This is a genomic window from Comamonas sp. B21-038 (genome assembly GCF_022387135.1).
Taxonomy (GTDB): Bacteria; Pseudomonadota; Gammaproteobacteria; order Burkholderiales; family Burkholderiaceae_C; genus Comamonas; species Comamonas sediminis.
The window spans coordinates 1,691,519-1,710,983 of the sequence record NZ_CP092462.1 but is presented as its reverse complement, the minus strand read 5'-3'; the positions used below and the strand labels follow the sequence as shown (position 1 = coordinate 1,710,983).

Genomic DNA, 19,465 nt, shown 5'->3' with positions numbered 1-19,465 from the left:
GGGCGTCAATACCGGTAGTCCGCCGCCAGAATGCGGCCCGCGTCATCATAGAAGCGCTCATCGCGCACCGCACGGGACAAAGGCGCATAGCCCGAAGCACGGCCAGGGTGCCAGACCTTGAGGCCTTCCAACTCCAGCAACGGGCGGATCAGCGGGTCGTCCCAGGACATGGCCAGCAGGATCTCGGTAAAGCGCGCCGCATCGGCGGCGCTGATGCTGGGGCCCGCCGTCATATTGCAGTGGTCAAAAGGCTGCGAGGTGTCGAGTACGCGCGTGGCGCCTGCGGGCAAGGTGCCTTCGGCGGCAAAGGCCAGGTAGTTCTTGGCCACCATCCACGACGCCGCAATGTCTCCCGCCACCATGGCCTTGGCCGCCAGGCGCTCGCCACCGATATGGTCGCCATGCTTGCCACCCAGCACATCAAAACGGCGCGCCTGAAAATCCCGGCCGGCCAGCATGCCCTGTTGGCGCAGGTGGTCCAGTGGAATCAAGGTGGCCTGGGGCGAATCTATCGCGCCAAAGCCCAGGGTCTGGCCGCGCAGGTCAGCCAGGGTCTGGGCCGGGCTGTCTGCGCGCACCACCAGCAGCGACTGCACATCCATGTCGGTGTCGCGCATTGCGATGGACCGCACCTGCTGGCCGGCGGCCCGGGCCATCAGCTCGGCACGCACAAAGGCCAGCGGCGAGTTCCAGGCCAGCTGCACACGGCCGTCGATCAGCGCCTCGGTGAGCGACTCGTAGTTGGAATACAGCACATAGTCAAAGTACAGGCCCTGCTCGATGAAGTGGGCCTTGAAGCCTTCCCAGATCGTGATGACCTTGGGCGCATAGGCCACAGCGCCGAGTTGGAGGGTGGTGTAGGAAGCGGTCATGGATGCCTTCTCAGGTAGGTGGAACACAAAGGGCTCAGGCGGCGGCCTCACACAGCGCCTTGCCCAGCAGGTCATAGATCACATCGGTGGTGGGGGCCATCACCGAGGCAGCGCGGGCATCGCGGAACAGCCGCTCAATGCCCAGGTCCTTGCGGAAGGCGGCGCCACCGCAGACACGCATGGCCGTATCGCTCACCTCCAGCGCCGCCTCGGCCGCAGCGGCCTTGCATTGCAGCAACCGGGTCTTGGCATCGGGGCGCCCGGCCAGCACCGCCTGCACGGCGTCATCGCGCAGCAGGCGGGCCTGGTCGGCCTTGAGCTGGGCCTTGGCCAGGTAGGCGCGGATGGTGGGCAGGTCGGCCAGGCCGCTGCCGTTTTCGGCAAAGCGGGTGTGGGCCACATGCTGCAGCGCGCGGCGCAGTACGCCATGCATCAGGCCAACCGACGTGGTGGCGATCAAGGTCGGAAAATACGGCATCAGGTAGCGGGCCTTTACGTCTTCGCCCTGGCCATCCTCGCCCAAACGGCAGGACAGCGGCACGGCTACATCCTGGGCGATGATCGGAGACGAGGCATTGCCGCGCAGCCCCATGCCATCAAAGCGCGCGGGAATCTGCAGCCCGGGCAGGCGGCTGTCCACCAGCCACAGCGTATTGCCCTCACCACTGCTCGCCCGCGAGATCCAGACATAGGAATCTGCCTCCCCGGCCGAGGTGATCATGCTTTTGTGGGCATTGAGCAGCACCGCGCTCGGGCCCTGCGCTGCGGCAGTACCCGTTGGCGCCCAGATATGGCTGCGCGAGCCGGTCTCGGACACCGCCAGCGTGGTGATGTGGCGGCCCTGTGCAATGGCGCGCCGGGTGTCTTCGGCAGCAAAGGGCTCGATCAGCGCCACGCCGCAGTAGTGCATGGTCAGCACCATGGCCGTGCAGGGGCAGTCCTGGGCAATGCGCTCCACCACCTGTACCGCTTCGGGCAGGCCTGCGCCCATGCCGCCCACATCAGCGGCGCTGATCAGGCCCAGCAGCCCCTGGCTGCCCAAGGCCTGCAGCGACTGGCGCGGGTAGACCGCCTGGCTATCGGTGTGCGCGGCCGCCGGCGCGATAAGCTCGCGCACAATCGGCTCCAACGACGAAAGAATGTCCATGCTGCTCCGGATGCTGGCGCAACTGGCAGGCCCATACCGGAACCCATGGGGCGAGCCACACCGCCTGGCGCAAGCCGCAAGCCGCCACCCGAGTTTCCTGTCGCATACAGACCTGCAATCACGACAGACTTCACTTTGTGAAAAAGGCATTATAGGCAGCGAGATGGCAGTCGCCAGGCCAGCTGCACGCACACCGATTGCCCACGGTTTTGCCATTGCAGACTGGAAAAATCTACAATAGCCCCTTTTTTGACGCGGCCGAGCGCCCCTTGCCGGGCAAGCGCCACCCTGCCGCTTGTGCAAAGCGGCACCTCCATGACCATGCAATCTTCTTCGACGCCTGCTGCCGGCCCCGTGCCCGAGCCCATCATCACCAACGCACGCGATGCCAGCAGTGCCCCCGGCCATGCGCCTGCGGATGTCGCCCATCCCAAGACCATCCGCTCCTATGTGCGCCGTGCGGGCCGCACCACGACCGGCCAGGCCAAGGCCTTTGAGACCTTGGGCACCCGCTATGTGCTGCCCTACACCGGTGAGGCCTTCAACGCCGAAGCCGCCTTTGGCCGCCAGGCCAAGGTGATTCTGGAAATCGGCTTTGGCATGGGCGAGGCCACGGCGCACATTGCCCGCGTTCGCCCGGAAGACAATTTCCTGTGCTGCGAAGTGCATGAGCCGGGTGTGGGCGCGCTGCTCAAGCGCATTGGCGAGCAGGACATCACCAATATCCGCATCTTCCAGCACGACGCGGTGGAAGTGCTGGAGAACATGCTGCAGCCGGGCTCGCTGGACGGCATCCATGTGTTCTTCCCCGATCCCTGGCACAAGAAAAAGCACAACAAGCGCCGCCTGATCCAGTCGCCCTTTGTGGCCCAGCTGGTGGCCCACTTGAAGCCCGGTGGCTATATCCACTGCGCGACCGACTGGCAGCCCTATGCCGAGCAGATGCTTGAGGTGCTGTCGGCCAACCCCGACCTGAAGAACACCGCCGACGGCTACGCGCCGCAGCCGGAATACCGCCCGCTGACCAAGTTCGAGAACCGGGGACTGCGTCTGGGCCATGGTGTCTGGGATCTGGTGTTCACCCGCCGCGCATAAGCGTGGGGGCCGAGTAGCCCACGCCCCCGTGCAGAGGCTGCTTCGGCAGCCTTTGTCTTTTTAGCTGCGTGGGGCACCGGGCTGACGAGGTAACAGTTGCCATGTTTATCAAAATTGATAGCAGAACCGGCCGCCTGCAGCTCCCGATGCGGTAGGATGGCTGCTGGCACCTGCGAGCAGGTGCCAATGGCACACGCCGCCCCCTGCCCCACGGTTGTGGGTATAAACCTTGCGCCCTGCTCTGGTGCGACAGTCCCCGGCGGGATGCAAGGCTTGTGATGCAGTGGCCCGGGCTGGCATGCCATCACACCGGAAAACTGCAATGACTGTCTCTCGCTTCCACATCCCCCAACTGGACCACAGCCCCTCTGCCGATCAGCCTGCCGCGTTGCGCAGCTACGGCTGGGCATCGGCTGTGCCGGGCCCGTCCCTGTTGATCTTTGGCGCCGTGCATGGCAATGAGCAAAGCGGCACGCATGCGATCCACCGCTGGATCGAGCGCTTTGAATCGGGCCAGGTGCGCCTCAAGCGCGGGCGGCTGACGATGGTGCCCGTCGCCAATCCCAAGGCCTTCATCAAGAACGAGCGCGAAGGCGACCGCAACCTCAACCGCAACTTTGTGCCGCAGGCCGAGCCGCAGAACTTTGAAGACCACATGGTCAATGCGCTGGCTCCGTTGCTCGAGAGCCATGACGCACTGCTCGACCTGCACTCGTACAGCGGCGACGGCCAGCCCTTTGCGATGACCGGGCCGCTCAACAACACGGGCAGCCTCGAGCCCTTTGCCCGCCAGCAGGAAGAAGAAGCCTTTGCCAAGGCCGTGGGCCTGCCGGTCATCGTGCAAGGCTGGCTGGAGGTCTATGAGCAAGCCGTGAAGGCGAGCGGCGGCGCGCTTCGCCCAGAGCATGGCATCGGCACCAATGAGTTCATGCGCAGCCGGGGCGGCTATGCGATCACCGTGGAATCGGGCTCGCACGAAGAGCCGCAGGCCATCGAGGTCGCCGACCGCTGCATCGCCGGCGTGCTGAACCTGCTGGAGATGGCCGATGTAACCGTCGAGCCCGTTGCCCAGTACACCACCCACCATATGCGGCAGGTATTCATGCGCCAAAGCGCCGACGACCGCATGCAACAGGACTGGCAGAACTTTGACCCATTCCGCAAGGGCGACCTGCTGGCCACGCGCGCCGATGGCAGCCAGATTCTGGCGCCGTTCGATGGCTGCGTGATCTTCCCGCAGGCCGATGCCGCCGTGAACCGCGAGTGGTTCTACCTGGCGCAGACGGACCACAGCTGATGCACCGCAGCGGGGTTGCCTGGAGCAGGCAGCCCCCTCATGCGCCGTCAGCCTGCAGTGACGATGCTGACCCCGCCATCGACAGCCAGGCACTGGCCGGTGATGTGCTTGCCGGCATCGCTGGCCAGCAGCACGGCAGCACCCTTCAAATCATCATCCCCGCCCAGGCGCCCCAGCGGCACGCCGGCAGTCATCGCATCCTCGCCGATCTGGTCGATCAGGCCAGTGGCCATCTTGGTGCGGAAAAAGCCCGGCGCCAGCGCATTGACCCGTATGCCGTAGTGCCCCCATTCGGCCGCCAGCGCCCGGGTGAAGTTGATCACGGCGCCCTTGCTGGTGTTGTAGGCAATGGTCTTCATCGCTGCCGGGTTGCCGCCCAGCCCGGCAATCGAGGCCAGGTTGATGATGGCGCCCTGGCGGCGCGGGATCATGCTGCGCTTGGCCAGCTGCTGCGACAGCAGAAAATAGCCGCGCACATTCAGGTTCATCACCTTGTCCCAGGCGGCAGCGGGATGGTCTTCGGCCGGCGCGCCCCAGCTGGCACCGGCGTTGTTGACCAGAATGTCCACATCACCGACGCGCTCCAGCACCTCTTGCGCCAGGCGCTCGATCTCGCTGTCCACCGCACAGTCGGCCGCCACCCAGCGCGCATTGATACCGGCGCCACCGAGTTCGGCCACGGCCGCCTCCAGCTCGTGGGCCTTGCGGCTGCTCAGCACCACCTTGGCGCCGGCCTCGCCCAGCGCATGGGCCAGCTGCAGCCCCAGGCCACGCGAGCCGCCGGTCACCAGCGCCGTCTTGCCGGTCAAGTCAAATAATTGCCCAATCTTGCGGGTCATGCAAAGGCCTCCTGGTATGCCTGAAGAAATGGATCAAATGGAGGCCATCAGGCCGGCAGCGCATAGTCCTTGAACTGCTCGCGCAGCCGGGTCTTGAGCATCTTGCCGGTGGCGCCCAGCGGAATCGCATCGACAAACACCACCGCATCGGGAATCTGCCACTTGGCCATTTTTCCCTGGTAGAAGGCCAGCAAGTCTGCTTCGCTGACGGCGGCATCCTTCTTGAGCGCAACAAACACCACTGGCCGCTCGTCCCACTTGGGGTGGGGCATGCCCACGCAGGCGGCCATGGCGACGGCCGGGTGGGCCATCGCAATGTTCTCGATGTCGATGGAGCTGATCCATTCACCGCCGGACTTGATCACGTCCTTGCTGCGGTCGGTGATCTGCATGAAGCCATCGGCATCGATGGTGGCCACGTCACCGGTGGGGAACCAGTCGCGGCCCTGCGCATCGGTCACCAGCGGCGACGCGCCCTCGCTGCGGTAGTAGTCCGCCACCACCCAGGGGCCGCGCACCAGCAGGTCGCCATAGGTCTTGCCGTCCCAGGGCTGGTCCTGGCCATCGTCGCCCACGATCCGCATGTCCACACCAAAGATGACCCGGCCCTGCTTGGCCAGCAGCTGCGCCTGGGTGTCGGCCGGCAGCGCCAGGTGCTTGTGCTTCAAGGTGCACACGGTCCCCAGCGGGCTGAGCTCGGTCATTCCCCAGGCATGCAGAACCGTCACGCCATAGTCGTCCTGGAAGGTCTTGATCATCGCTGGCGGGCAGGCCGAACCGCCAATGATGGTGCGCTGCAGGCTGCCAAAGCGCAGGCCCTGGCTTTGCACATGGCTCAGCAGCATCTGCCAGACAGTGGGCACACCGGCGGCAAACGTCACCTTCTCCGCCTCCATCAGCGCGTACACCGAGGGACCATCCAGCGCCGGGCCGGGAAACACCAGCTTGGCGCCATTGAGCGGCCCGGAGAACGGCAGGCCCCAGGCGTTGACGTGGAACATCGGCACGACGGGCAGCACCACATCGCGCGAGGAAATATCCATCACATCGGGCAGCGAGGCGCCATAGGCGTGCAATACGGTGCTGCGGTGCGAGTACAGCACGGCCTTGGGGTTGCCGGTGGTGCCGCTGGTGTAGCACATGCCGCAGGCGGTGTTTTCGTCAAACTCGGGCCACTGGTAGGCGCCATCGGCGCCGGCAATCCAGGCCTCGTAGGCGACCAGACCCGGGATGCCGGCGTCGGCGGGTAACTTGTCGGCATCGCACAGCGCCACCCATTGGCGCACCGTGGGGCAGCGTTCGTGGATGGCCTGCACGATCGGCAGGAAGCAGCTGTCAAAGCACAGCACCTCGTCCTCGGCATGGTTGACGATCCAGACCACCTGGTCAGGATGCAGGCGGGGGTTCAAGGTATGGATGACCCGGCCCGAGCCGCCCACGCCGTAGTACAGCTCCATATGGCGGTAGCCGTTCCAGGCCAGGCTCGCCACGCGTGTGCCTGCGGCCAGGCCCATGCCATCCAGGGTCTGGGCCAGCTGCCGCGAGCGCTGCGCAAAGTCGGCATAGGTGTAGCGGTGGATGTCACCTTCGACACGGCGGGAGACGATTTCGGTATCGCGGTGGTAACGCTCCGCAAACTCCAGCAGGTTGGAGGTCAGCAGTTGCTGCTTTTGCATCAGGCCTAGCATTGGGTCTCCTTGTGATATGGCCAGTGGCGGCACGCAGGCAATGCTGCGCATGGCACCACCGGCATGCATCCGTTTTTATAGCGCTTGTGCGCGGCAAAGGGCATCGTAGCAACCCGCACTGCGCGCGGGCTGCATGAGCAAATGCCTGCTGCTTATGACGAGGCATACAGTACAGGCAGCCGCTCGCCACGTGCACTGCGCGCTGTCACCTAGGCTGCAGCACGTAAAATCCTGCGCATTTCTCCGCCGCATTTTTGCGCTGTTGCCATGCTGATTCCCGATTACATCGACGAGCACCTGCTGGTGCTGAACAAGCCATCGGGCCTGTTGTGCGTGCCTGGCCGCGGAGAAGACAAGCAGGACTGCCTGAGCGCACGAGCCCAGCGGCAGTGGCCTGATGCGCTGGTGGTGCACCGGCTGGACCAGCCCACCTCGGGCCTGGTGGTGATGGCGCGCAGCCTGGCCGTGCAGCGTGCGCTGGGTGATGCCTTTGCGGCCCGCACGGTACGCAAGCGCTATGCGGCCGTCGTCTGCGGCAGCCCTGCTGCACAGCCTCTGGCACCCGGCCATGCGCTGCATGCCGCGATGCCGCAGGATGGCCACGCCTGGAGCCTGGTGGACCTGCCGCTGATCACCGACTGGGAGCGCCGCCCCTTGCAGCGTGTGGATGGGGAGATCGGCAAGCCCAGCCAGACCTGGTGGCGGGCGATGACCGCAGACGAGGCAGCCGCGCTGCCAACCATTCCCGCCGGCTGCACCCGCCTGTGGCTGGAGCCACTGACCGGCCGCACACACCAGCTGCGCCTGCATATGCAGGCCATCGGCCATGCGATGCTGGGCGACGGCCTGTATGCCAGCGCAGCGGTGCAGGCCATGGCACCGCGCCTGCTGCTGCAGGCGCAGCAGCTGGGCTTTGCCCACCCGGTGACCGGCCAATGGCTGGACTGCCGGCTGGCGGCAGATTTCTGAAGGCCGGGCTGGAACGGCCTGGCCGTCTTAGACGTGGCGCATCAGGCCGCCATCGACGCGGATGTTCTGGCCGGTGATGTAGGCCGCACCGTCGGAGGCCAGAAAGGCCACGGTGGCGCCAATCTCATCGGCCTTGCCGTAGCGCTGCAGCGGCACGGCCGCCTGGCGCTCGTCCTTCTTGGGCAGGCTGTCGATCCAGCCAGGCAGCACATTGTTCATGCGGATATTGTGCTGGCCATATTCATCGCAGAAGATCTTCGTGAAGGCCGCCAGGCCTGAACGCGCCATGGCCGAGGTCGGGAACAGCGCTGCCGGCTCGAACGCCCAGGCGGACGAGATGTTGATGATCGCGCCGCCGCCCTGCTTTTGCATGATGGGTGCGACCAGGCGCGTGGCGCGCACCACGTTCAGAAAGTACACCTCCAGACCCTTGATCCAGTCCTCATCGCTGATCGACAGCAGATCGCCCTTGGGGCCGTGGCCGGCGCCATTGACCAGCACATCGATGCGGCCGTAGCGCGCCATCACCGCATCCACCAGTTTTTGCATGTCGGCCACATTCTGGTTGGAGCCGGTCACACCCACACCGCCCAGCTCCTGGGCCAGCGCCTCGCCTTTGCCCGAGGACGACATAATCCCCAGCGCATAGCCGGCCTGGTGCAACTGGCGTGCCGCCGCTGCGCCCATGCCGGATCCACCGGCGATCACGATGGCTACTTTGGATTGGTTCATGCTGTGCTTCCTTTGTCTGTCGTTCCAAAGCTGCTGATCCTAACCAAGCCGCCGCGCCAGTGCAGGCATCCGGGAAAAACGCCGTAACGCCCAGGCCCAACTGCCGTTACGATAGCCGGTTATGACCACCAAACACCTCACCATCCTGACCGGCGGATCGCGCGGCATGGGCCTAGCCATGGGCCGGCAACTTCTGGCCAAGGGCCATACCGTGCTGAGCATCGCGCGCAGCAGCTCCAGCGCGCTGGCCGCTGCCGCTCCAACGCCTGACCAGCTCATCCAGTGGGAGCAGGACCTGGGCGACACCGATGCCGCAGCCCAGCGCCTGGGCGACTGGCTGCGCAGCCTGAAGGCCACCGACTGGGCCAGCATCACGCTGATCAACAACGCTGGCGTGATTCCGCAGATCGCGCCGCTGTCGGATCTGGCCACGCCCGATCTGCGCAATGCACTGCGCGTAGGGCTAGAGGCACCGATGGCGCTGACTGGCGTGTTCCTGGGCGCCACCGGCAGCTGGACCGTGCCCAAGAAGGTGCTGAATGTGTCCTCCGGCCTGGGCCGCCGCCCGATGGCATCGCAGGCTGCCTACTGCACCGCCAAGGCCGGCATGGATGCCTATGCGCGCTGCGTGGCGCTGGAAGAAGCCCACAAGCCCCATGGCGCCAAGATCGTCTCGCTCGCACCCGGCGTGATCGACACCGACATGCAGGTGCAGCTGCGCAGTGCCGATGCGGGCGCCTTCCCCGATGTAGGCAACTTCAAGGGCCTGCATGAAGGCGGCAAACTCAGCAGCCCTGAAGAAGCCGCTGCCAAGGTGCTGGGCTGGCTGGACCGCGCCGACTTTGGCCATAACGTGATCGCCGACGTCCGCGAGCCTTGAACGACGGAGCGCACTGGACGCTCCCGGCCCGTCGTGGACTGTCACCAAGGTGCGTGGTCGCCTGCTCTGGTTGACACAGCGGCGGGCTGGGTGGCAATAATGCTGCAAGGCAACATTTGCATGCCTCTATCCATTTAAACAGGAGACCTTTCCATGTCCCGTGAAGTACTTGTCTGCAGCGCCGTGCGCACTGCCATCGGCACCTTTGGCGGCAGCCTCAAGGATGTTCCACCGACCGAGCTGGGCGCGCTGGTCGTCAAGGAGTCGCTGGCCCGCGCCGGCATTGAAGGCAAGGATGTGGGCCATGTGGTCTTCGGCCACGTGGTCAATACGGAACCCAAGGATATGTACCTGAGCCGCGTGGCCGCCATCCAGGGCGGCTGCCCGCAGGAGACGCCGGCGATGAACGTCAACCGCCTCTGCGGCTCGGGCCTGCAGGCGATTGTGACGGCCAGCCAGGGCATTCTGCTGGGCGACTACGACGTGGCGATCGGTGCCGGAGCAGAAAACATGAGCCGCGCACCGTACGCCAGCACCACCAGCCGCTGGGGCGCACGCATGGGCGATTTCAAAATGATCGACATGATGACCGGCGCGCTGCACGACCCCTTCCACAACATCCATATGGGCGTGACCGCCGAGAACGTGGCCAAGGAATTTGGCGTCAGCCGCGATGACCAGGACCAGCTGGCCTTGAGCAGCCACCAGCGCGCCGAGCAGGCCTGGGCAGAGAACCGCTTTGCCGGCCAGATCGTGCCGGTCATCCTCAAAAGCAAGAAGGGTGACATCCGCTTTGACAAGGACGAGCACTTCCGCGCCGGCGCCAAGATTGAAGACTTTCAGAAGATGAAGCCCGTCTTCATCAAGGAAGACGGCACCGTCACCGCCGCCAATGCCTCCGGCATCAATGACGCCGCAGCCGCCGTGGTGCTGATGGAAGCGGCCGCCGCCAACGCGCGTGGTGCCAAGCCGCTGGCCCGTCTGGTGGGCTATGCGCATGCGGGCGTCGACCCCAAGATCATGGGCATTGGCCCGGTGCCGGCGTCCAAGGCCGTGCTGGCCAAGACCGGCCTCAAGTTGGACCAGATGGATGTGATCGAAGCCAATGAAGCCTTTGCGGCACAGGCCTGCGCGGTGACCAAGGGCCTGGGCGCCGACCCAGCCAAGGTCAACCCCAATGGTTCGGGCATTTCGCTGGGCCACCCGATTGGTGCGACCGGCGCGATCATCACCGTCAAGGCCATCCATGAGCTGCACCGCACCGGTGGCCGCTATGCGCTGGTTACCATGTGCATCGGCGGCGGCCAGGGTATTGCCGCCATCTTTGAGCGCGTCTAAGTACTAGACGTTCAGCGCAGTCCCTACGGGCAGGTCCTCGACCGGCTTGCCCGCTGCAAAGCGCTTGGCTGCAAACTGCCCCGCCACCTGGGCCTGGCCGCCCTGCACCCGCAGCCAGCTGCCCTCGGGCAACGCCACCACCAGCTTGTCCGGGTTGGCGATCAGGAACTCTGCCAGGCGCTGGTCGCGCGTTTCGCCCTGGTGGCCGGGCGGCAGGCTGTTGTTGTAATGCGGGTTGATGCAGAACGGCACCAGGCCCAACGCGCTAAAGCCTTGGGGGTCGACGATAGGCATGTCATTGGTGGTGTTGATCGTCAGCCCCGCCAGATTGGCGCCAGCACTCCAGCCGGTGTACGACATGCGCCCCGAGCGCACCGCATCGCCAATGCGCACCAGCCAGCCCCGTTTGCGGCATTCGGCCAGCAGCTGGAAGGTATTGCCGCCGCCGACGATGACCGCTTGAATATCCCCAGCCAGGAACTGGCCCAGGGCGTCATCCCTGTGCGCGCCCACCAACTGAACGCCGGTGTGTGCCATGGCGTCCTGCACCTGCGCAGCGTAATCATCCCAGCTCAGGGTGACACCGGCAAAGGGCACGAACAGTGCTTTTTGCACGCCCTGCATCTGCGCTGCCAGCGCATCGCGGCAAAAAGTCAGGTAGCCGCCATCCGGGGCACGGGAGTTGCTCAACAACAGTAACTGCATAACATCTCTTGGAGTTGGGCTGCCACCATAGCAGCCCGCGCTGTGCAGCGGCGTCACACAAGCACCGGCGGCAGGCCCGTCCGCGATGTGCAGACGCAAAAAAGGACTGGTCAGCTGCCTTGCAGCCTGCCAGTCCTTTGCGTTGCGGAGATTTACTTGCCGCTGTCCAGTCGTGCCTGCATTGCCTTGGCACGGGCCTCCGATGGCGGGTGCGAATCCATCAGAGAGCCGCCGCCACCGCCGCTGAGCTTGGCGAGCTTCTGGAACGCAGTCACCAGGCCCTGCCGCTCCATCTTTTGCTGGGTCAGCAGGTCAAAGGAGTAGTTATCGGCAGCAGACTCGTTGGCCTGCGAGAACTGCGCATGGATGAACTTCTCCCCCAGCTCGCCCGCTTGCGAGCTCGACAGCGATGCCAGGGTGGCATTGCCGCTGTTGGCGGCAATCTGGCGTGCGGCCGATGTGGCATAGGCCGTCTGCATGCGGCGCTTGCTGTGGCCCAAGGCCACGTGGCCGATTTCATGGCCGATCACGCCACGCAGTTCGTCGTCGTTCATCAGGTCCATCAGGCCGCTGTAGACGCGGATGCAGCCATTGGCCATCGCCCAGGCGTTCACATCGCTGGTCAGGTAGACCTTGTAGTCGGCCTTCTTGCCTTCTACCTCTTGCGGCATCTTGGCCACGACCTTGGCCAGACGCTGGCTGTATTTGTTGTTCGCAGGCGCAAGCTTGTTTTGCTGGTCCAGTGCGGCGCAGGATTCATTGGACAAGGCCACGACATCGCCATCGGTCAATGTCATGGCCTTCATTGCGGTGGAGCCGGAGTCCATCAGCCCGCTCAGGTTGCCCGCGTCCATGGTCTTGCAGCCGGCCAGGGCCATGGCGGCCACCAGACCGGTGAGCATCAAAGTTGTGCGCATTCGCTATCTCCTCACGTTGAAAACGTGCATCATAGCCTGCGCATATGGAAAACTTTGTTTCCATTCTTGTCAGCCCCGATCCCCTTCGCGTATAAACCAGCGCGCTCAAGCCGCTTTCTGGGCGTTGGCAGCGGCTGCCGCTTCGTCCGGTGCGGTAGCGGACACCGCCTGCAAGACCACTTCGCGCTTCAAGGTTGGCACAAAGCTCTCGATGAACTGCAACGCGTAGGCGCGCAACCACACGCCCTTGCGCAGTGCGATGCGGGTGGTGTTGACCTTGAACAGATGACCGGCATCAATCGCCCGCAGGTTGCGATCGCGCTCCTCGTCAAACGCGATCGAGGCCACGATGCCAATGCCCATGCCCAGCTCGACATAGGTCTTGATCACGTCCGCATCCATCGCGGTCAGCACCACATTGGGTGTGACCTCGGCCGCGGCAAAGGATTCGTCGATGTGCGAGCGGCCGGTATAGCCCTGCTCATAGGTGATGATCGGAAAACGCACCAGCGACTGCAGGGTCAGCGGCCGGCCGGACTCCTGCTGGGCCAGCAACGGGTGGCCGGGCGGCACGACAACCGAGTGCGTCCAGCGGTAGCCCGGCAAGGTGGCCAGGCTGGCATAGCCGGTCAAGGCCTCGGTGGCCACACCGATATCGGCCGCGCCGCTCAGCAGCATTTCGGCCACCTGGCGCGGCGAGCCCTGGTGCAGGTGCAGGGCCACATCCGGAAACTGCTCACGAAAATCGCGCACCACCAGCGGCAGCGCATAGCGGGCCTGCGAGTGGGTGGCGGCAATGCTCAGCTGACCGCTGCGGCTCGCATGGAAATCGGCACCGGCGCGGCGCAGGTTTTCGGACTCCAGCAGCAAACGGTCGACGATCGGCAAGATGGCCTCGCCCGGCGGGGTCAGCCCGGTCAGACGCTTGCCGGCGCGGATGAAGATATCCACGCCCAGCTCGTCTTCCAATTCGCGGATCTGGCGGCTGACACCTGGTTGCGAGGTATAGAGCACATGCGCCACCTCGGTCAGGTTGTAGCCATTGCGGGCGGCCTCACGCACGGCCCGCAGTTGCTGAAAATTCATAACATTCACCTTTATGGACCAACCGCCAGGGGATGACCTGGCGGATTGTTGAGCGTCCTTGCTTATTTCTTGGTGTAGATCTGGTCAAAGCTGCCGCCGTCGGCAAAGTGCGCAGCATCTGCCTTGGTCCAGCCACCGAAAGCGTCATCGATGGTGAAAAGCTTCAGGTTGGCGAACTGGCTGGCGTACTTGGCCTTGGCCGCTTCGGCAGTGGGGCGGTAGAAATTGCGGCCAGCAATGTCCTGGCCTTCGTCGGAGTACAGGTACTGCAGGTAGGCCTCGGCAATCTTGCGGGTGCCACGCTTGTCGACCACCTTGTCCACGACAGTCACCGTGGGCTCGGCCAGGATCGACAGCGAAGGCGTCACGATCTCGAACTTCTCGGGCCCGAATTCCTTCAGTGCCAGGTAGGCTTCGTTTTCCCAGGCCAGCAGCACATCGCCCTGGCCCCGCTGCACAAAGGTCACCGTCGAGCCGCGCGCGCCGGTGTCGAGAATCGGCACATTCTTGAACAGCTTGGTGATGTAGTCCTTGGCACCTGCTTCACCGCCATAGTTGCGCTTGCCAAACTCCCAGGCAGCCAGGTAGTTCCAGCGCGCGCCGCCACTGGTCTTGGGGTTGGGCGTAATCACCTTCACGTCCGGCTTGATCAGATCGCCCCAGTCCTTGATGCCCTTGGGGTTGCCTTTTTTGACCAGGAACACAATGGTCGAGGTGTAAGGCGCGCTGTTCAGCGGCAAGCGCTTTTGCCAATCGGCGGGCACCAGCTGCCCATATTTGTGCAGTGCGTCGATGTCCCCCGCCAACGCCAGCGTTGCCACGTCGGCCTCGATGCCGTCAATGATCGCGCGCCCTTGCTTGCCGGAGCCGCCATGCGACTGCTTGATGGTCACGGTCTGGCCGGTCGTATCCTTCCAGTGCTTGGCAAAAGCCTGGTTGAACTGGTTGTACAGCTCACGGGTCGGGTCGTAAGAGACATTGAGCAAGGTCACCGGGGCTGGCGCCTGGGCATGGGCCGCGCTGCTGAAAACGGCAGGCGCAAGTGCCATCAGAGACGCGACTGCGGCTGCGGCTATCGGAAACTTGATAAAGTGGCGGCGTTGTTGCATGGAACACTTTCAGAATGGCAGAAGTCGTAGGGCTTGAGGCCTGAACACATTCTGAAACGCCGCCATAAAAACTCAAACTACTATTAATTCAGTTTTTTATAACTGAAACTTATTAACAAGACGCGAAATCGCAGTGGCCGGGCCCGGTGACGGGCTGGCAAGCAGGAGGCTCGCCCGCACCCCCACCCTGGTGGAAGTGCGGGCAAAGCAGGCAGTGTCTGGCGATGGCCGGCAGACTGCGGCAGTATCGGGCGAGCACCGCCAGTGCATCAGCGTCAACCCAACGAAGGAAGCATCTCCCATGGCACGTATGGTCAACTGCGTCAAACTGCACAAAGAAGCCGAGGGCCTCGACTTTCCCCCCTACCCTGGTGAGCTGGGCAAGCGCCTGTGGGAAAACGTCAGCAAGGAAGCCTGGGCGGGGTGGCTCAAGCACCAGACGATGCTGGTCAATGAAAACCGCCTGAATCTGGCCGACCAGCGCGCCCGCCAGTACCTGGCCCGCCAGATGGAAAACCATTTCTTCGGCGAAGGCGCCGATGCGGCAGCCGGCTACGTGCCCCCTACCGCAGACTGATGTGCCCCTGTAAAGTGCACGCCGGGGCTCCGTCCCGGACATAAAAAATGGCAGCCGAGGCTGCCATTTTTTAATGGTGGATACATGGCAGCCTAAAAGCCCACTATCCACGCATCCTAGTATTAATCCAACGAATCAGATTATTTAGTCACAAAATCAAAACCGCTGCTCTGGTATTGGTACAGCAGGCAATCCATGCCCGCCACACAACCGCTCTCGTGAATCTTGCCGGCTGGAAGATCATAGAAAGAGCCCGCAGGGTACTCGGTACGCTTGCCGTCGATAACAGCATAAAACGTGCCCTGGATGACAACCGTGGGCAGCGACTTGCTGTGGTGGTGGGTGGGGTTGTCGCGTCCAGCGGGGAACAGGACAAAGGCTTCGTAAGGGTTCTGGCCTGTCAGATCACCACGGACATTGGCGTATTTGATACCGCCCGAGCCCGCCAGCTCCGTCCACTTGAGCTGCGATACAGGAACGGAGACCAGGCCGTCGGCAGCACCTGCGGCGCAGGCGATCAGCGAAGAGGTGGCCAACACGGCAGCAGCGATGGAAAACTTCATCATTAACTCCTAGTATTAAACGATTGAATAAGCTCTTCGATCCTGACTAGTAATGCCTTCAAGTTTGTCTGAATCGATGGCTCTATTCTGTTGATCTGCAGAAAATGCAAAAGTAGCCAAATAGACAAGATGCGATAAGATCCGGCCAAATCCACCCTTTCCATGCCATGCACACGATTGCTGTGATTGCCTACGACGGCATCAGCCCCTTCCATTTGTCCGTCCCCTGCATCGTGTTCGGCGACGATTTGCTGCGCCTGGGTGCCCCGCGCTACGAGTTGCGGGTCTGCGCGGAGCGCACCGGTGCTGTGTCCACCCTGTCCGGATTCGCGATTCAGGTCGAGCACGACCTGGCCGCTCTGGAGCAGGCCGATACCGTCATCATTCCGTCCTGGAGTTCACCGGAGGCGCGGCCCTCCGCTGCGATGCTGGCCGCGCTGCAGCAGGCCCATACGCGTGGCGCGCGGGTCGTGGGCCTGTGCCTGGGCACCTTTGTGCTGGCCCAGGCCGGTCTACTGCAGGGCCGCTCGGCTTCGACGCACTGGGCCTGGGCCGATGATTTCGCCAAGGACCACCCCGAGGTCAAACTCGACCGCCATGCGCTCTACACCGACGACGGCAATATCACCACGTCGGCCGGCACCGCAGCCGCCATTGACTGCTGCCTGCACCTGATCCGCCTGGACCATGGCGCAGAAATTGCCAACCGGGTGGCGCGCCGCCTGGTCGTTGCTCCGCACCGCCATGGCAACCAGTCTCAGTACATCGAGATGCCGCTGTCCGAGACCGAGCGCCCGGATGCCGTCTCCGCAGCGCTTGACTGGGCCATGGCCCATCTCAACGAACCCATCAATGTGGAACAGCTGGCCCAGAAGGCCCATATGAGCGCCCGCAACTTCAGCCGCCACTTCAAGCGCAAGACCGGCGCTACCGTCGTGCAATGGCTGCTGCACCAACGACTGGCCGTCGCCCAGCGCCTGCTCGAGCGCGGTGACGGCTCCATCGACCAGGTGGCGGAGACAGCAGGCTTTGGCTCCACGGTGTCATTTCGCCTGCAGTTCACGCGGATGTTTTCGATTTCTCCCGCGAGCTACAGAAAGCAATTTCTGCACCGGGAGGTGTAGGCGGCCTCACGAGCGCATTGCCGCCATTCACGCAGACGCGGCATCGCCCAAAAGGCAGTCCACGACGCAGCCCAGCATCTGTTGCACATCCGCCACCTCGACCGCGCCGGGCAAGGACAGTTCGCCGTGCAGCACGAAGACCGGGCGCTCCCACTTCAGACCCAGCGCCATCTCGGAAAGCGTGCCCATGTTGTAGCCCACGGCTACCAGGCAGAGGGCGCTGCGGGCGATCAAGGCATTGCGCATTTCGCCTATTCCTGTCGGCAAGGCGACACTGAGATAGGGATTGGCATGGCGCTCGTCTTCTTCGGGCAGGATGCCAATGGCGACCCCGCCTGCTTCGGTGGCGCCCTGTGAGGCCGCAGCCATCACACCGCCGCGCCCCCCACAGACAATCGCCATGTCGGCGGCAGCCAGCGCGCGGGCAATCAGCCGCGCATCGGCGTACACCCGGCCATCGGCATCACCCGGGCCGATGACGCCCACCGGCCGGCGGTGGCGCGCCGGGCTGGCTTGGTGCAGGGCCAGCCGCCGCAGCGCCTCGGTCAGCCCCGGCGGCAAGCCCAGCGCATCAATGCGATCCTGCGGCATGTTGTTCACGTTGGCGTGCAATGGCGTCTCCCAATCCCATGACGATGACGCACAGCGCCATCAAAAGCAATGACAAGGCGGATGCGACGCTCAGGTCCGATCCGCCGTCGCTGACCTGTGCAAACAGCATCAGCGGAAGAATGTTCAGCTGCGTACCCACCAGCGCGAGCGCCGTGCCGTAGGTGCCCATCGCAATGGCGGCCACCAGGCAGGCGTTGGATACCACCGATGGCGCCACCTCGGCCACCACCGTGTCGCGGAATGCGCGCCAGCGCGTGGCTCCCAAGGTGCGCGCCGCCAGCATGGGCCGCAGGTCAAGGTTGGCAAACACCGGGTAGAGCGACAGCGCCACGCGGGGCACCAGGTAGTAGGCATAGGCGCAGCCCAGCCCCACCGTGCCATAGATCCAGCTGCCGACGGCAGCGCCATCCATGCCCAGCGCCACCAGCAGCTGCGTGACAAAGCCCGAGCGCCCAAAGGCCAGGATGAAGCCATAGGCGATCACCAGACCCGAGAAGGCCAGCGGCAGCCCGAGCAAGGTCATCATCCAGCGCCGGCGCTGCAGCGGCTGGCGCCCCAGCTCAATGGCGATCACCGTGCCCACCAGGCCGGAGACGGCACCGGCGGTCAGGCCTAGCACCACGGTGTTCAGCACCGCCCGGCCCAGCAGTGGATTGCTCCACAAGCGGGCAAAGGCGCTGCCTCCGTCCGTCATGGCCTCAGGCACCAAGGATGCCAGCGGCAGCACGAAGAACAGCGCCATGAAGCACCAGGCCGGCCAGGCGCCGAAACGGCGTATCCAACCGCTCATGAGCGACCCAGCGTGGCCTGCGCCCAGAGCTGGTCGATCTCGGCCTTCTTGGCCGAGGCCTTGATGACATCGAGCGGACGGATCTGCGCCGCTGCCGGGAGCTTGCTGGCCACATCGTCGGGCAGCTTGACACCAGGCACTGCAGGCCGCACAAAGCCCTTGGCGAACAGCTGCTGGCCGGCCTCGCTCATGATGAAGTTCAGCCACAGCTTGCCGGCGTTCGGGTTCGGGCCGCCCTTCACCAGGCTGATGGCATACGGTGCGGCCACGCTGGCTTCCTTGGGGATGACGACCTCGCAGGCGTCGCCCATGCCATCGTTATGCTTGGCCTTGAGGCCATCGTTCTCGTAGCCGATCCAGATCGGGATTTCGCCCTTGATGAACTTGGCATACGGGGTCGTGCCCTCCACGCGCTGCACATTGCCGGCAGCATGCAGCTTGCCCAGGTAATCGGTGCCGGGCTTGACGTTGTCCACGCTGCCGCCATTGCCGTAGGCTGCGGCCAAGGTCAGCACCTGGCCCACGCCGGAACTGCGGGGGTCCAGGTAGGTCACGCTGTTCTTGTACTCGGGCTTGAGCAGGTCGGCCCAGCCGCTGGGCACGTTCTTGACCAGCTTCTTGTTCACCAGGAAGGCGATGTTCAGGGTATGGATCGTGAACCAGCGCCCTTCCGCCTCGCGGAACACCTCGGGCAACTTGTCGAAGTGGATGGGCTTGAACGGCGCCACCACGTCCTTTTTCGCGGCATCCACGGCCGAGGCCGCGAAGTAGTAGGCCGTGTCTGCCTGGGGGCGGCGGCGCATCTTCTCCAGCGCGACCACCGTGGCGGCCGAGCCCAGATCGTTGTAGCTCAGCTCGACATCGGGGTAGCGCTTCTTGAACTCGGCAAACAAGGCCTTCCAGTTGGCCCATTCCGGACCGGTGTCGAAAGACACGCAAAAACCTTCTTTTTTGGCCAGGTCGTAGAGCTCTTTTTCTCCGGCATAGAGCTCGGCCCCCTCCTGCGCCCACGATGTGCGCTGGACCAGGGCTGCCAGAGGCAAGGCAGCAGCGGCTTGGATGAGATGTCGGCGTTGCATAGCGGTTTTCCTTCGTTGAAATTACGGTGTCGGTGGGTCTTGAACG

At 64.2% G+C, this 19,465-nt stretch carries 20 protein-coding genes; 7 read left to right on the top strand and 13 right to left on the bottom strand.

Features of this window, described 5'->3' with window-relative positions; genetic code table 11:
- Window positions 1–5: 5 nt before the first annotated feature.
- Both MJ205_RS07705 and MJ205_RS07700 read right to left on the bottom strand, forming a co-directional pair.
- Complete coding sequence (locus MJ205_RS07705) at window positions 6–872, bottom strand: phosphate/phosphite/phosphonate ABC transporter substrate-binding protein (protein ID WP_239811910.1); 867 nt, start codon at window positions 870–872, stop codon at window positions 6–8.
- 34 nt (window positions 873–906) lie between these two features.
- The gene (locus tag MJ205_RS07700) at window positions 907–2,019 is read right to left on the bottom strand and encodes an acyl-CoA dehydrogenase family protein (RefSeq protein ID WP_239811909.1); all 1,113 of its coding nucleotides are present in this window, start codon (window positions 2,017–2,019) and stop codon (window positions 907–909) included.
- Between the two features lie 321 nt (window positions 2,020–2,340).
- Between MJ205_RS07700 and trmB the strand changes: the two genes are divergently transcribed.
- Window positions 2,341–3,114, top strand: a complete 774-nt coding sequence (gene trmB, locus MJ205_RS07695) for a tRNA (guanosine(46)-N7)-methyltransferase TrmB (protein ID WP_394681787.1) — start codon at window positions 2,341–2,343, stop codon at window positions 3,112–3,114.
- A gap of 322 nt (window positions 3,115–3,436) precedes the next feature.
- Complete coding sequence (locus MJ205_RS07690) at window positions 3,437–4,411, top strand: succinylglutamate desuccinylase/aspartoacylase family protein (protein ID WP_239811907.1); 975 nt, start codon at window positions 3,437–3,439, stop codon at window positions 4,409–4,411.
- A gap of 47 nt (window positions 4,412–4,458) precedes the next feature.
- Here the strand turns inward: MJ205_RS07690 and MJ205_RS07685 are convergent, their stop codons facing one another.
- Together MJ205_RS07685 and MJ205_RS07680 are read right to left on the bottom strand one after the other, a co-directional pair.
- A complete protein-coding gene (locus MJ205_RS07685; protein ID WP_239811906.1) occupies window positions 4,459–5,250 on the bottom strand; it encodes an SDR family oxidoreductase in 792 nt (263 codons plus the stop codon).
- Window positions 5,251–5,297: 47 nt separating this feature from the next.
- Window positions 5,298–6,938 carry a 3-(methylthio)propionyl-CoA ligase gene (locus MJ205_RS07680; protein ID WP_239811905.1) on the bottom strand — a complete coding sequence of 547 codons (1,641 nt, stop codon included), beginning with the start codon at window positions 6,936–6,938 and terminating at the stop codon, window positions 5,298–5,300.
- A gap of 267 nt (window positions 6,939–7,205) precedes the next feature.
- Between MJ205_RS07680 and MJ205_RS07675 the strand changes: the two genes are divergently transcribed.
- Entirely contained in the window at window positions 7,206–7,907 is a 702-nt protein-coding gene (locus MJ205_RS07675; protein ID WP_239811904.1) for a pseudouridine synthase, read from the top strand.
- Window positions 7,908–7,934: 27 nt separating this feature from the next.
- On the opposite strand, the gene MJ205_RS07670 is transcribed toward MJ205_RS07675, so the two are convergent.
- Window positions 7,935–8,639: an SDR family oxidoreductase gene (locus tag MJ205_RS07670; RefSeq protein ID WP_230777083.1), complete on the bottom strand. Its 705-nt coding sequence runs from the start codon at window positions 8,637–8,639 to the stop codon at window positions 7,935–7,937.
- Between the two features lie 121 nt (window positions 8,640–8,760).
- Here MJ205_RS07670 and MJ205_RS07665 point away from each other — a divergent pair, with 121 nt between their 5' ends.
- Window positions 8,761–9,519 carry an SDR family NAD(P)-dependent oxidoreductase gene (locus MJ205_RS07665; RefSeq protein ID WP_239811903.1) on the top strand — a complete coding sequence of 253 codons (759 nt, stop codon included), beginning with the start codon at window positions 8,761–8,763 and terminating at the stop codon, window positions 9,517–9,519.
- 153 nt (window positions 9,520–9,672) lie between these two features.
- Window positions 9,673–10,857: a beta-ketothiolase BktB gene (gene bktB, locus MJ205_RS07660; protein WP_239811902.1), complete on the top strand. Its 1,185-nt coding sequence runs from the start codon at window positions 9,673–9,675 to the stop codon at window positions 10,855–10,857.
- A 3-nt stretch (window positions 10,858–10,860) separates the two neighbouring features.
- On the opposite strand, the gene pepE is transcribed toward bktB, so the two are convergent.
- The 4 genes from pepE to MJ205_RS07640 all read right to left on the bottom strand — a co-directional run bounded on the left by pepE (window position 10,861) and on the right by MJ205_RS07640 (window position 14,674).
- On the bottom strand, window positions 10,861–11,562 hold the full coding sequence (gene pepE, locus MJ205_RS07655) for a dipeptidase PepE (protein ID WP_239811901.1): 702 nt from the start codon (window positions 11,560–11,562) through the stop codon (window positions 10,861–10,863).
- A gap of 152 nt (window positions 11,563–11,714) precedes the next feature.
- Window positions 11,715–12,479, bottom strand: a complete 765-nt coding sequence (locus MJ205_RS07650; RefSeq protein WP_239811900.1) for a M48 family metalloprotease — start codon at window positions 12,477–12,479, stop codon at window positions 11,715–11,717.
- Between the two features lie 105 nt (window positions 12,480–12,584).
- On the bottom strand, window positions 12,585–13,565 hold the full coding sequence (locus MJ205_RS07645; RefSeq protein WP_239811899.1) for a CysB family HTH-type transcriptional regulator: 981 nt from the start codon (window positions 13,563–13,565) through the stop codon (window positions 12,585–12,587).
- A gap of 62 nt (window positions 13,566–13,627) precedes the next feature.
- Window positions 13,628–14,674 (bottom strand): sulfate ABC transporter substrate-binding protein, encoded by a 1,047-nt coding sequence (locus MJ205_RS07640; RefSeq protein ID WP_305852724.1) that lies wholly within the window; start codon window positions 14,672–14,674, stop codon window positions 13,628–13,630.
- 301 nt (window positions 14,675–14,975) lie between these two features.
- Here MJ205_RS07640 and MJ205_RS07635 point away from each other — a divergent pair, with 301 nt between their 5' ends.
- A complete protein-coding gene (locus MJ205_RS07635; RefSeq protein ID WP_133856086.1) occupies window positions 14,976–15,251 on the top strand; it encodes an oxidative damage protection protein in 276 nt (91 codons plus the stop codon).
- 140 nt (window positions 15,252–15,391) lie between these two features.
- Here MJ205_RS07635 and MJ205_RS07630 read toward each other — a convergent pair whose 3' ends face one another.
- Window positions 15,392–15,814, bottom strand: a complete 423-nt coding sequence (locus tag MJ205_RS07630) for a cupin domain-containing protein (RefSeq protein WP_239811898.1) — start codon at window positions 15,812–15,814, stop codon at window positions 15,392–15,394.
- Between the two features lie 167 nt (window positions 15,815–15,981).
- On the opposite strand from MJ205_RS07630, the gene MJ205_RS07625 reads away from it, so the two are divergent.
- Window positions 15,982–16,938: a GlxA family transcriptional regulator gene (locus MJ205_RS07625; RefSeq protein WP_239811897.1), complete on the top strand. Its 957-nt coding sequence runs from the start codon at window positions 15,982–15,984 to the stop codon at window positions 16,936–16,938.
- Window positions 16,939–16,965: 27 nt separating this feature from the next.
- Here the strand turns inward: MJ205_RS07625 and MJ205_RS07620 are convergent, their stop codons facing one another.
- The 3 genes from MJ205_RS07620 to MJ205_RS07610 are packed head-to-tail and all read right to left on the bottom strand — an operon-like array spanning window position 16,966 to window position 19,419.
- Entirely contained in the window at window positions 16,966–17,529 is a 564-nt protein-coding gene (locus MJ205_RS07620; protein WP_239811896.1) for an SLOG cluster 4 domain-containing protein, read from the bottom strand.
- A complete protein-coding gene (locus MJ205_RS07615; protein WP_239811895.1) occupies window positions 17,510–18,340 on the bottom strand; it encodes an ABC transporter permease in 831 nt (276 codons plus the stop codon). Before MJ205_RS07615 ends, MJ205_RS07620 begins: the two co-directional genes overlap by 20 nt.
- Window positions 18,337–19,419: an extracellular solute-binding protein gene (locus MJ205_RS07610; protein ID WP_239811894.1), complete on the bottom strand. Its 1,083-nt coding sequence runs from the start codon at window positions 19,417–19,419 to the stop codon at window positions 18,337–18,339. The genes MJ205_RS07615 and MJ205_RS07610 overlap by 4 nt, the downstream gene beginning before the upstream one ends.
- Window positions 19,420–19,465 lie beyond the last annotated feature (46 nt).

Coding starts and splice junctions, on each gene's coding strand:
- MJ205_RS07630 (WP_239811898.1), bottom strand. CDS start 15,814: ATGAAGTTTTCCATCGCTGCTGCCGTGTTGGCCACCTCTTCGCTGATC.
- MJ205_RS07625 (WP_239811897.1), top strand. CDS start 15,982: ATGCACACGATTGCTGTGATTGCCTACGACGGCATCAGCCCCTTCCAT.
- MJ205_RS07635 (WP_133856086.1), top strand. CDS start 14,976: ATGGCACGTATGGTCAACTGCGTCAAACTGCACAAAGAAGCCGAGGGC.
- bktB (WP_239811902.1), top strand. CDS start 9,673: ATGTCCCGTGAAGTACTTGTCTGCAGCGCCGTGCGCACTGCCATCGGC.
- MJ205_RS07675 (WP_239811904.1), top strand. CDS start 7,206: ATGCTGATTCCCGATTACATCGACGAGCACCTGCTGGTGCTGAACAAG.
- MJ205_RS07610 (WP_239811894.1), bottom strand. CDS start 19,419: ATGCAACGCCGACATCTCATCCAAGCCGCTGCTGCCTTGCCTCTGGCA.
- MJ205_RS07615 (WP_239811895.1), bottom strand. CDS start 18,340: ATGAGCGGTTGGATACGCCGTTTCGGCGCCTGGCCGGCCTGGTGCTTC.
- MJ205_RS07645 (WP_239811899.1), bottom strand. CDS start 13,565: ATGAATTTTCAGCAACTGCGGGCCGTGCGTGAGGCCGCCCGCAATGGC.
- pepE (WP_239811901.1), bottom strand. CDS start 11,562: ATGCAGTTACTGTTGTTGAGCAACTCCCGTGCCCCGGATGGCGGCTAC.
- MJ205_RS07690 (WP_239811907.1), top strand. CDS start 3,437: ATGACTGTCTCTCGCTTCCACATCCCCCAACTGGACCACAGCCCCTCT.
- MJ205_RS07670 (WP_230777083.1), bottom strand. CDS start 8,639: ATGAACCAATCCAAAGTAGCCATCGTGATCGCCGGTGGATCCGGCATG.
- trmB (WP_394681787.1), top strand. CDS start 2,341: ATGCAATCTTCTTCGACGCCTGCTGCCGGCCCCGTGCCCGAGCCCATC.
- MJ205_RS07665 (WP_239811903.1), top strand. CDS start 8,761: ATGACCACCAAACACCTCACCATCCTGACCGGCGGATCGCGCGGCATG.
- MJ205_RS07620 (WP_239811896.1), bottom strand. CDS start 17,529: ATGCCGCAGGATCGCATTGATGCGCTGGGCTTGCCGCCGGGGCTGACC.
- MJ205_RS07640 (WP_305852724.1), bottom strand. CDS start 14,674: ATGCAACAACGCCGCCACTTTATCAAGTTTCCGATAGCCGCAGCCGCA.
- MJ205_RS07680 (WP_239811905.1), bottom strand. CDS start 6,938: ATGCTAGGCCTGATGCAAAAGCAGCAACTGCTGACCTCCAACCTGCTG.
- MJ205_RS07685 (WP_239811906.1), bottom strand. CDS start 5,250: ATGACCCGCAAGATTGGGCAATTATTTGACTTGACCGGCAAGACGGCG.
- MJ205_RS07700 (WP_239811909.1), bottom strand. CDS start 2,019: ATGGACATTCTTTCGTCGTTGGAGCCGATTGTGCGCGAGCTTATCGCG.
- MJ205_RS07705 (WP_239811910.1), bottom strand. CDS start 872: ATGACCGCTTCCTACACCACCCTCCAACTCGGCGCTGTGGCCTATGCG.
- MJ205_RS07650 (WP_239811900.1), bottom strand. CDS start 12,479: ATGCGCACAACTTTGATGCTCACCGGTCTGGTGGCCGCCATGGCCCTG.